At 67.5% G+C, this 10,781-nt stretch carries 7 protein-coding genes and 1 pseudogene; 3 read left to right on the top strand and 5 right to left on the bottom strand.

The genetic code is table 11. The features are described 5' to 3' along the window. The first annotated feature begins 5 nt into the window (after positions 1-5). On the top strand, positions 6-1,787 hold the full coding sequence (locus AC5LXK_RS11415) for an alpha/beta hydrolase-fold protein (RefSeq protein ID WP_493388922.1): 1,782 nt from the start codon (positions 6-8) through the stop codon (positions 1,785-1,787). An 82-nt stretch (positions 1,788-1,869) separates the two neighbouring features. On the opposite strand, the gene AC5LXK_RS11410 is transcribed toward AC5LXK_RS11415, so the two are convergent. Beyond that, positions 1,870-2,562: an aspartate/glutamate racemase family protein gene (locus AC5LXK_RS11410; protein WP_493388921.1), complete on the bottom strand. Its 693-nt coding sequence runs from the start codon at positions 2,560-2,562 to the stop codon at positions 1,870-1,872. A gap of 138 nt (positions 2,563-2,700) precedes the next feature. Here AC5LXK_RS11410 and dinB point away from each other — a divergent pair, with 138 nt between their 5' ends. Continuing rightward, entirely contained in the window at positions 2,701-3,864 is a 1,164-nt protein-coding gene (gene dinB / locus AC5LXK_RS11405) for a DNA polymerase IV (protein WP_493388920.1), read from the top strand. A 55-nt stretch (positions 3,865-3,919) separates the two neighbouring features. Here dinB and AC5LXK_RS11400 read toward each other — a convergent pair whose 3' ends face one another. The 4 genes from AC5LXK_RS11400 to fixL form a co-directional block, all read right to left on the bottom strand. Beyond that, the gene (locus AC5LXK_RS11400) at positions 3,920-6,007 is read right to left on the bottom strand and encodes a M3 family metallopeptidase (RefSeq protein WP_493388919.1); all 2,088 of its coding nucleotides are present in this window, start codon (positions 6,005-6,007) and stop codon (positions 3,920-3,922) included. Between the two features lie 268 nt (positions 6,008-6,275). Then, on the bottom strand, positions 6,276-7,136 hold the full coding sequence (folD, locus tag AC5LXK_RS11395; protein WP_493388918.1) for a bifunctional methylenetetrahydrofolate dehydrogenase/methenyltetrahydrofolate cyclohydrolase FolD: 861 nt from the start codon (positions 7,134-7,136) through the stop codon (positions 6,276-6,278). Between the two features lie 242 nt (positions 7,137-7,378). Beyond that, positions 7,379-8,017 carry an oxygen response regulator transcription factor FixJ gene (gene fixJ, locus AC5LXK_RS11390; RefSeq protein WP_006493245.1) on the bottom strand — a complete coding sequence of 213 codons (639 nt, stop codon included), beginning with the start codon at positions 8,015-8,017 and terminating at the stop codon, positions 7,379-7,381. Further along, the gene (fixL, locus tag AC5LXK_RS11385) at positions 8,014-10,530 is read right to left on the bottom strand and encodes an oxygen sensor histidine kinase FixL (protein WP_493388917.1); all 2,517 of its coding nucleotides are present in this window, start codon (positions 10,528-10,530) and stop codon (positions 8,014-8,016) included. Before fixL ends, fixJ begins: the two co-directional genes overlap by 4 nt. Here fixL and AC5LXK_RS11380 point away from each other — a divergent pair. Further along, a pseudogene (locus tag AC5LXK_RS11380) lies at positions 10,450-10,667 on the top strand (hypothetical protein); the annotation flags it as partial. The gene fixL and the pseudogene AC5LXK_RS11380 sit on opposite strands and share 81 nt — an antisense overlap. Positions 10,668-10,781: the final 114 nt, after the last annotated feature.

The raw sequence follows: 10,781 nt of genomic DNA, 5'->3' as shown, positions 1-10,781 counted from the left end.
GCGCGATGACGACATTCGGAAACACGATGAGGGTTGGCGCGTGGGGGCGTCGCGTGGTGCTCGTGCTCGCCGCGGCCGGTGCAACGGCCGCATGCGCGGCGGGCTCGCTGGCGGCAGGTGAGGGGGCGACGGGGCAGTTGTCGCGCGAGGGCGCGGCTTATGCGTTACCGCTCGAAGCCGGCACGTTCGTGCAGGGCCGGCTGGACGGCGCAGTCGCGAACGTCGATCTTGTCGCGCGTGACGGCCGGCATGTGCGCCGGCTCGTGACGTCCGACGGGCAGGCGCGCGATTTCATGTTCGTTGCGCCGGCGGACGGGGACTATGCGCTGCGCGTATCGGCTGCGCAGCCCGATGCATTGCCGCCGAACGACGCGCGTGCGTACCGGCTCGAGATCACGCAGCGCGTGCCGCGCACGCGACAGCACGCGCCGGAGCGTGCGATTGCGAGCCCGCGCATTGCCGCGCTTGCGGCCGCACTGGCGGCAGGCGGGACGACCGACGCGTTCTGGCGGGAAGTGGCGGATCGAGGTGCGCCGCTCGTCGAACCGGCGCCCGCACAACCGGCGCGCACCGATGCGACGCTCGCACGCGGCCTGAATCCGCCGGAGGAAGCGACGCGTCTCGTCACGTTCCTGTGGCGCGGTGCCCGCGACAGCGTCCGCGTGCTCGGCAGCCCGTCGGGCGAGCACGACACGCTGCAACATCTGCCCGGCAGCGATGTCTGGTATCGCAGCTACGTCGTGCCGTCCACCGCGCGTCTCAGCTACCTGCTCGCGCCGGACGTTCCGGCGCTTGATCTCGACGACGGCGCGCGGCGCCGTGCGATTCTCTCGACCGCGCAACGCGATCCGCTCAATCCGAACGCGTTCATGAATCCGGGTCTGGATCCGTATCAGGGCAAGTCGGTGCTGGAATTGCGCGACGCGCCGCCGCAACCGTGGCTCGTTGCGCGCCCGGCCGTCGCGGCCGGTACGCTCGGAGTCCATCGCTTCGCGAGCGTCGTGCTGGGCAATACGCGCGACGTGTACCTGTATCGGCCGGCAGGCTATCGCGCGGACGATCCCGAGCGTGCGCTCGTCGTGGTGTTCGACGCGCATGCGTATGTTGATACGGTTCCCGTGCCGGTCATTCTCGACAACCTGATCGCCGAAGGGCGCGTGCCGCGTACGGCCGCGATCATCGTCGGCAATCCGGACAGCGCGACGCGTGGGCGCGAACTACCGCCGAATCCGGCCTTCGCGCGTTTTCTTGCGGAAGAACTGATGCCGTGGGCGCGCGATGAAGGCGTGAGCGCATCGGCGCCGCGCACCGTGATCGCAGGGTCGAGCTACGGCGGCCTCGCTTCCGCTTACGCCGCGCTGCGCCATCCCGAACTGTTCGGCAATGTGCTGAGCCAGTCGGGATCGTTCTGGTGGGCGCCGGCATCGGGCGACGCGCGTACGCGTGCGGCCGGCTGGCTGACGCGCGAGTATGCGGCGCGCGAGCGGTTGCCGGTGCGGTTCTATCTGGAGAGCGGCCGGTTCGAGGACGGCAAGGGGCCGGCCGGTATCGGCACGACCAGCCGCCACCTGCGTGACGTGCTGCACGCGAAGGGCTACGCAGTGCGTTACGCGTCAACGGCGAGCGGGCACGATTATCTGCACTGGCGCGGCTCGCTCGCGTGCGGGCTGATCGCGTTGATCGGTACGCCGGGGCAGGCGGAGCGGGCGCCGTTCGGCGCAGCGTGCCCGTTCGAGACGAACGACGGTCAAGCCGGAGCGCAGGGGAGAGCGGTCGACGCGTCGTAGGTCACGCGTACCAGCAGGAGGCCGCGCGGCGCGATGCGCCCGGTCACGAGTGCATCGTGGCATGGATAGCATCGTGCGCCGGTCAGCGTGCCGCCCACTCGACGGCCGCCTTCGCATGCAGCGCGGTCGTATCGAATACCGGCAGCGGCGAATCGTCGGGGCCGATCAGCAGCGTGATTTCCGTGCAGCCGAGGATCACGGCCTGCGCGCCGCGCTTCGCCAGTGCCTCGATGACCGACACATACGTCGCGCGCGATTCCGCCGAGATGACGCCATGACACAGCTCGTCGTAGATGATCCGGTGCACGTCGTCGCGTCCGCGTTCGTCCGGTACGAGCACCTCCATGCCGAATTTCCCGCGCAGCCGCTCTGCGTAGAACGGCAATTCCATCGTGTAGCGCGTGCCGAGCAGGGCGACGCGCTCGACGCCCGCGTCGCGCAGCGCGCTGCCGGTCGGGTCGGCGATGTGCAGGAACGGCAGCGTCACCGCGGCCTCGATCGCGTCGTGCACGCGATGCATCGTATTGGTCGTCAGCACGACGAGATCGGCGCCGGCCGCTTCGAGCTGCCGCGCGGCGTCGGCCATCCGTTCGCCGAGTGCGGCCCAGTCCTGCGTGCGCTGCAGCGCTTCGATCTCGGCGAAATCGACGGTGACCAGCACGCTCTTCGCGTTGTGGTGCCCGCCGTGCAGCGCCTTCGAGTGCCGGTTGATCATCCGGTAGTACTCGGCCGACGATTCCCAGCTCATGCCGCCGATCAGTCCGATCGTCTTCATCCGTCACCTTTTGCATTTCATATGTCGCGGCAGACGAGTATAGGCGTCGCTGTCCGCAGACGGCCGGTACGATCCGCGCAAAGCGGGCCGGTACGGCGCAGCCGGGCGCGGCCGCACGCGACAGTTGAAACCGGCACTGTGTTTTTGTACAGTATCGGCACCGTGAACCCGACCACTCTCCCGCCTGCCGATCCGCACGCGCCGCCGCCCGGCGACGCGCTGCCGCGCATGCGCAAGATCATTCACTGCGACTGCGATTGTTTCTATGCGTCGGTCGAGATGCGCGACGACCCGTCGCTGCGCAACCGGCCGCTCGCGGTCGGCGGCCGGCCCGACCAGCGCGGCGTGATCGCGACCTGTAACTACGAGGCGCGGCGCTACGGCGTGCATTCGGCGATGTCGTCGGCGCTGGCGATGCGCAAGTGCCCGGACCTGTTGATCCTGCCGTCCGCGATGGACAAGTACCGCACGGCATCGCGCCAGATCATGGCGATCTATCGCGACTACACGCCCGACGTCGAGCCGCTGTCGCTCGACGAGGCGTTTCTCGACGTCAGCGGGTCGGAGCGGTGCCAGGGCAGCGCGACGCTGATTGCGCGCGAGATCCGCCAGCGCGTGTTCGACACGGTTGGCGTGACCGTGTCGGCGGGCGTCGCGCCGAACAAGTTCATCGCGAAGATCGCGTCCGACTGGAACAAGCCGGACGGCCTGTTCGTCGTGCGGCCGCACGAGATCGATGCGTTCGTCGCGGCGCTGCCGGTGCGCAAGCTGCACGGCGTCGGCAAGGTGACGGCCACGCGGCTCGACCGGCTCGGCATCCAGACCTGCGCGCAGTTGCGCGACTGGCCGCTGATCGACCTGCACCGCGAGTTCGGCGCGTTCGGGCGGCGGCTGTACGAACTGGCGCGCGGGATCGACGAGCGGCCCGTGCAGGCCGACCAGGAGCGCAAGTCGGTCAGCGTCGAGACGACCTACGTGACCGACCTGACGACGCTCGAGCAATGCGCGGACGAAATCCGCCGCCTCGTCGTGCAGCTCGACGCGCGGATCGAGCGCGCAGGCGCCGCGCGGTCGATCCGCAAGCTGTACGTGAAGATCCGCTTCGCCGATTTCCAGCGCACGACGGTCGAGTGCGTGGCCGACGCGACGCATGCGGAGACGGCCGTCACGCTGCTCGCGAAGGGGCTGCAGCGCCGCGCGCAGGCCGTACGGCTGCTCGGCGTCGGCGTGCGCATCGACGAGGACACGGCCGAGCGCCACGGGCAATTCTCGCTGTTCGACGACGAAACGCCCGCCCCATGAAAAAAGGCACCGCCGAAGCGGTGCCTGTCGATGCAGCCGGAAGAGCGGGGCGCGCTCAGTGCGCGGGCGTCGCCATTCCGCTGTGGCGCAGCAGCGCGTCGATTTCCGGCTCGCGGCCGCGGAATGCCTTGAACGATTCCATCGCCGGGCGGCTGCCGCCGACCTCGAGGATTTCGCGGCGATAGCGCGTGCCGGTGGCCGCGTCGAGCACGCTGCCGCTTGCGGCGGCCGCTTCCTCGAACGCCGCGTACGCGTCGGCCGACAGCACTTCGGCCCACTTGTAGCTGTAGTAGCCGGCCGCATAGCCGCCCGCGAAGATGTGGCTGAACGTGTTCGGCCAGCGCGAGAAGGCCGCCTGCGGGATCACGTGATAGCGCTCGTTGATCTCGCGCGCGAACGCGGTCACGCCGGTGGCGCCGGCCGGGTCGAAGTCGACGTGCAGCAGCATGTCGAACATCGAGAACACGATCTGGCGCAGCGTGCCGAGCCCGCTCTGGAAGTTCTTCGCGGCGATCATCTTGTCGAACAGCTCCCGCGGCAGTGCGGCGCCCGTATCGACGTGCGACGACATCGACGACAGCACGTCCCATTCCCAGCAGAAGTTTTCCATGAACTGCGACGGCAGCTCGACCGCATCCCATTCGACGCCGTTGATGCCCGACACGCCGAGCTCGTCGACGCGCGTGAGCATGTGGTGCAGCCCGTGGCCGAATTCATGGAACAGCGTGATGACTTCGTCGTGCGTGAAGCACGCAGGCTTGCCGCCGACCGGCGCGGAGAAGTTGCAGGTCAGGTACGCAACGGGCGTCTGCACGCCGCTGCCGCGCTTCGCGCGCGAACGCGCGTCGTCCATCCATGCGCCGCCGCGCTTGCCCTCGCGGGCGTACAGGTCGAGATAGAACTGCGCGACGAGCGAGCCGTCGCGGTTCTCGACGCGGAAGAAGCGCACGTCCTTGTGCCACACCGGCGCGTCGTCCGGCTTGATCCGCACACCGAACAGCGTCTCGGTGACGGTGAACAGGCCCTTCAGCGCAGCCGGTTCCGGGAAGTACTGCTTGACCTCGTTTTCCGAGAACGCGTAGCGCTGCTGGCGCAGCTTTTCGGCTGCGTACGCGACGTCCCACGGTGCGAGTTCGGTCAGGCCGATTTCCTTCGCGGCGAACGTGCGCAGCTCGTCCCAGTCCTTGTCCGCGTGCGGGCGCGCGCGCGTCGCGAGATCCTCGAGGAATGCGGTCACCTGTTGCGGCGATTCGGCCATCTTCGGCGCGAGCGACACTTCGGCGAAGTTGCGGTAGCCGAGCATCTGCGCCTCTTCATGGCGCAGCTTCAGCGCGTCGATGACGATCGCCGTGTTGTCCCATTCGGCCTTGCCGTCGCCGTACTGCGGCCCGAGTTCCGACGCGCGTGTCGCATAGGCGCGGTAGAGCGTCTCGCGCAGCGCGCGGTTGTCCGCGTATTGCAGCACCGGGAAGTACGACGGGAAGTGCAGCGTGAATTTCCAGCCGTCCTTGCCGTCCTTCTGCGCGGCTTCGCGGGCGGCCTCGATCGCGTCGCCGGGCAGGCCGGCCAGGTCGGCTTCGTCATTGACGAAGTATGCGTATGCGTTGGTCGCGTCGAGCACGTGGTCGGAGAATGCCTTCGACAGCCCGGCCTGCTGTTCCTGCAGTTCCGCGAAGCGCGGCTTCCGGTCTTCGGGCAGCTCGGCGCCCGACAGGCGGAAATCGCGCAGCGCGTTGTCGAGGATCTTCTTGCGTTCGGCGGACAGCGTCGCGTATTCGGCGCTCGCGGCGATCGCCTTGTACTTCTCGTACAGCGCGAGATTCTGGCCGACGCTCGACCAGAACTCGGTCACGCGCGGCAGGTTTTCACCGTAGGCGGCGCGCAGTTCGGGCGTGTCGGCGACCGCGTTCAGGTGGCCGACGATGCCCCATGCGCGACCGAGCGGCTCCGTTGCGTGCTCGACCGTCTCGACGACGGCGGCCCAGGTCGACGGCGTCTCGTTCGCGCTCGCGGCTTCGACCGCGCGGCTGGCGGCATCGAGCAGCGTGTCGAGCGCGGGCGTCACGTGTTCCGGGCGGATCTCGCCGAAACGGGGCAGGCCGGAGAAGTCGAGGAGCGGATTGGTATTGGCGCTGGCGGACATAAGACTCCCTGTCTGTTGCCGGATGAACCGGGATGAAAAGGGTAACGGCGGCTAGGCGCGATGGCGCCCGATACCGACATTATTGGGGCGCATCGTGCGCTTTCCAATCGTTAGTTTCTAATGGCGCGATTGACGCAGGGTCGGATGCGGGTGACCGGCGAGGGACGACGGACGTCCGGCAGCTTGTGGCCGGCGCGGTGCAGCCGCGGCGAGGCGGCTAGCGGGGCGCCGGCGCACGGAACCGCGCGCCGGCTGAGCGGGCAGGGCGTCAGGCTGCGGCGGCAGCGGCGCGCTCGGCGGCTTCGATCGTGTTGATCAGCAGCATCGTGATGGTCATCGGGCCGACACCGCCCGGCACCGGCGTGATGTGGCCGGCGACTTCCTTCACGCCCGCGAAATCGACATCGCCGCACAGCTTGCCCGCGTCGTCGCGGTTCATGCCGACGTCGATCACCGTCGCGCCCGGCTTCACCATGTCGGCGGTCAGGATGTTGCGCTTGCCGACCGCGGCGACCACGATGTCGGCCTGCCGCGTGTGCGCGGCGAGGTCGCGGGTCTTGCTGTGGCAGATCGTCACGGTCGCGCCTGCGTCGAGCAGCATCATCGCCATCGGCTTGCCGACGATGTTCGAACGGCCGATCACGACCGCGTTCGCGCCCTGCAGCGGGATGTCGTGCGCGTCGAACATCTTCATCACGCCGTACGGCGTGCACGGGCGGAACAGCGGCTTGCCGGTCATCAGCGCGCCGGCGTTCGCGACGTGAAAGCCGTCGACGTCCTTCTCCGGTGCGATCGCCTCGATCACCTTGTGGCTGTCGATGTGCGCGGGCAGCGGCAGCTGGACGAGGATGCCGTGGATCTTCGGGTCGCGGTTCAGTGCGTCGATGCGCGCGAGCAGGTCGGCTTCCGACAGCGTGGCCGGGTACGCATCCTTCAGCGAGAAGAAGCCGTTGTCCTCGCACGCCTTGATCTTGTTGCGCACATAGACTTCGCTCGCCGGGTTTTCGCCGACGAGGATCACCGCGAGACCGGGCTGGTGGCCGCGTGCGGTCAGGGCGGCGGCGCGCTCGGCGGCCTGGCCGCGCAGGGTCTTCGAAAGGGCATTGCCGTCGATGAGGAGGGCTGTCATGGTGGTGGTCCTGCCGGGAAGTTGGAATGCGGGCGTGCGGCGCCCGAAGCGCCGCAGCAAAGCACGCAATTATACCGTTCGCCTGCTGCCGTCCGACACGGAATCAGCAGGAAGCGTCATGACCGCGGCGCTCGCGCGCCGGGAGGAACGGCCGCCGCCGCGCGAGTGGGCCGCATCGCGCGGGACGGCAAACACCGGTTGGCGGGCCGGGCGGGCAGCGCCGCCGCGGCCGGCGTCGACGCTCAGGCCTGTTTCTTCGACAGCGCGAGGCGCAGCAGGTCGGCCACCGTGTTGACGTTGAGCTTTTCCATGATGTTCGCGCGGTGCGCTTCGACCGTCTTGATGCTGATGCCGAGATCGTCGGCGATCTGCTTGTTCAGGCGGCCCGCGATGATCCGCTCGAGCACCTGCTGCTCGCGCGCGGTCAGCTTCGACAGGCGTTCGCTCGCGGCACGCTGTTCCTGGACGCTCTTGCTTTCGCTTCGGGCCTTGTCGAGCATCCGCTCGACGAGCTTGCGCAGCTCGGCTTCGTCGAACGGTTTCTCGATAAAGTCCATCGCACCCTTTTTCATCGTCGACACGGCCATCGGCACGTCGCCGTGACCCGTGACGAAGATGATCGGCAGCGCGGCATTGTCGGCGATCAGGCGTTCCTGCAGCTCGAGACCGCTCATGCCCGACATCCGCACGTCGAGGATCAGGCACGCGATCTGGCCGGCCTGCTGCGCCGGCTGGTATGCATCGAGGAACTGCTCGGCGCTCGAGAAGCATTGCACGCGATAGCCGTTCGCCTCCAGCAGCCAGCGCAGCGAGTCCCGTACGGCCTCGTCATCGTCAACGACAAAGACGGTTTCCTGAGTGGTGGTGACAGGGCTATTCATAGTTCTCCCGTAACGGTATGTGATGCCGATGCCTCGCGCCCCCCTTGGCCGAGATCAGCGGGTTCCCCAATGGGCAGGCTGCAGTGGAACGTCGCGCCGGAAATGCGGCCGTCCGGCTCGACGTTGTTGACCACCCACAGACGCCCCCGATGCGATTCGATGATCGAACGGCAGATGTTCAGCCCCATGCCCATGCCGTCGGACTTGGTGCTGTAAAACGGTTCGAACAGGCGCTCGGCGGTCGCTTCGTCGACGCCCGGGCCCTGGTCGATCACACGGATGTCGACGAAGCCCGCATCGATGTCGGCGACGACGCGGATCACGCCGTCCGCCGACACCGGCTTCACGTCGGCCATCGCCTCGGCTGCGTTCTTCATCAGGTTCATCAGCACCTGTTCGATCAGCACGGGGTCGACATAAATAATAGGCATTCTTGCGAGGATTTCCGTGACGATCCGGATCCTGCGCTTTCTCGCCTCGATTTCGGCCAGCCCGACCGCGTCGGCAACGATGTCCGCGACCCTTGCCGGCTCGCGCTTCGGCTCGCTGCGTTTCACGAATTCACGGATCCGCTTGACGATCATCCCCGCGCGCAACGCCTGCTGCGCGGTCTTTTCCAGCGCGGGCTGCAGCGTCTCGGGCGTGCCGCGGCCGCTCTTGACGAGCGCGAGCGTGCCCGAGCAGTAGTTGTTGATCGCGGCGAGCGGCTGATTCAATTCGTGAGCAATCGACGACGCCATTTCGCCCATCGTCATCAATCGGCTCGTGAACTGCAGCTTTTCTTCCTGCTGGTGCGCGAGTTCCTGCGCCTTCTTGCGGGTCGTGATGTCGGTCGCGATCTGCATTTGCGCGAGGTGGCCGTCCACCCACTGGATGTACTGGCGGCGCACTTCGAACCACTTCTGGATGCTCTCGACGTACACCTCTTGCGCGTCCGCGGTACTGCTCGTCAGCGCGGCGGCCGGCAGGCCCGCGAACGCATCGACCATGTCGATCGAGTCGGACGATGCCTGCGCGCGGTCGAAGCCGCCGCCCGACAGCTCGAGGTGGCCGTCCGGACGGATGCCGAACAGGTGGCGGTAGTAGCGGTTCGCGAACAGCAGCTCGGCCTCGTCGGCGGCGAGCACCGACACCGCTGCGTCGAGGCTTTCGAGCACCGTCGTGAAGCGCTCGTGCGCGGCGGCGAGCTCCTCGCGCGCGCGCTTCGGCTCGGTGATGTCGGTCATCGACGACATCCAGCCGGTCTGGCGGCCCGAGCTGTCGATCAGCGGCGACACGTACAGGCGCGCATGGAACAGCGTGCCGTTCTTGCGCCGCACGCGCAGCTCGAAGCCCGAGCTCGGCGCCTTGCCGCGCAGCGTCATGTCGAGCTGGCGCTGCATTTCCGGGTACGCGTCGCGCGGCCAGTACGGGAACGGCGCGACCTTGCCGACCAGGTCGGTTTCGTCCCAGCCGGTCATCCGGCAAAACGCGGGGTTCACGTGCGTGATGCGGCCATGCATGTCGAGCACGCGCATGCCGATCAGCACCGAGTTTTCCATTGCACGGCGGAAGAACGCTTCCGCATACAGCGCCTGCTGCGCCTCGAAGCGCTGGCGCGTGTGCTTCCACAGGCTCCAGAGGCTCCACAGCACGAAGCACGACAGGCCGGCGACGAGCCAGACGAGCGTGTTGTTGGTCAGGTTCGTGAGCTGCGGGAACGCATACACGCGCACCGTCAGCCCCTGGCCGGGCGGGTCGAGCGGCAGGTCGTAGTGCGAGTCGCGCGGCAGGCGCGGGCGCGTCGACGTGGACGACAGCTCGCGGTTGTTCGCGTCGGTGATCGAGATCTTGTACTTCGACGACAGTTCCTGCGGGATGTCGTGCTTCAGGATGCCTTCGACGGAGAACACCGCGGCGATCGAGCCGAGGTATTCGCGGTCGCCGCGCATCACGGGCGTCTGCAGCGTGATGAAGCCGTTGCCGAAGTCGTCGTAGATCAGCGGCGAATAGGCCTGGCGGCGCGTGCTGCGCGCCTCGTCGTATGCGCCGCGCACGGCGTCCTGCATCTGTGCGTCGCCGGGCTTCGCGAGCCGCTGGCCGAGCAGCGGCGGATGCACGGTCGGCCAGCGCTGCACGCCGGGCGACGTATACCAGTTCAGGTAGAGGATTTCCGGATGCGTCTGCATCACGTCCGCGACGGCCATCTGGAACGCATTCTGGTCGAGGCGGCCCGACGCGAGGTCGCGCGACAGCGCCTGCAGCTGTTCCTGTGCGCCCGTCATCGACAGGCGGATCTGCTGCTGTGCCCACGCGACGTTACGGAACAGGGTGTCTTCCTGCTGCTGCTGTTCGCGCCGGTTGAGGCTCCACAGGATGAGGCTCATCACCACGAGGAACACCAGGATCGACAGCAGCGGCGTCAGCAAATAGGAATTGGACCACCACGGTCCGTGGTGCCAACGAGACGGCTGCGACTCCGCCGGCGGGCCCGGCGGTCGCGCCGAGCGTGCGAAAAGCCGATCGGTCAACATGGCAGGATTGTAGCGCAGCGCAATACATGGAAAACCTATACCGGATATGTTGAACGGAAACGGTTTTGTTCCGACGACACGTGCCGGAGAGCCCCGAAACATGGGTGCAGCGCAGCAATATTTCGCATTACGAGAAAAGATCTCACGATTTGAAAATTTTGTTGCGCAGGCCCGTCCACGCTCATTACAATCCGCTGGAGCTTGCCCGCAGCCGGCCGCGTCGCGTCGTCTGCACGAGTGCGATCCTCACA

It is taken from the genome of Burkholderia pulmonis, assembly GCF_984667975.1.
The sequence above is the reverse complement of the archived record's forward strand: the minus strand, read 5'-3'. Positions and strand labels throughout refer to the sequence as shown.

Coding starts and splice junctions, on each gene's coding strand:
- AC5LXK_RS11415 (WP_493388922.1), top strand. CDS start 6: ATGACGACATTCGGAAACACGATGAGGGTTGGCGCGTGGGGGCGTCGC.
- folD (WP_493388918.1), bottom strand. CDS start 7,136: ATGACAGCCCTCCTCATCGACGGCAATGCCCTTTCGAAGACCCTGCGC.
- fixJ (WP_006493245.1), bottom strand. CDS start 8,017: ATGAATAGCCCTGTCACCACCACTCAGGAAACCGTCTTTGTCGTTGAC.
- fixL (WP_493388917.1), bottom strand. CDS start 10,530: ATGTTGACCGATCGGCTTTTCGCACGCTCGGCGCGACCGCCGGGCCCG.
- AC5LXK_RS11410 (WP_493388921.1), bottom strand. CDS start 2,562: ATGAAGACGATCGGACTGATCGGCGGCATGAGCTGGGAATCGTCGGCC.
- AC5LXK_RS11400 (WP_493388919.1), bottom strand. CDS start 6,007: ATGTCCGCCAGCGCCAATACCAATCCGCTCCTCGACTTCTCCGGCCTG.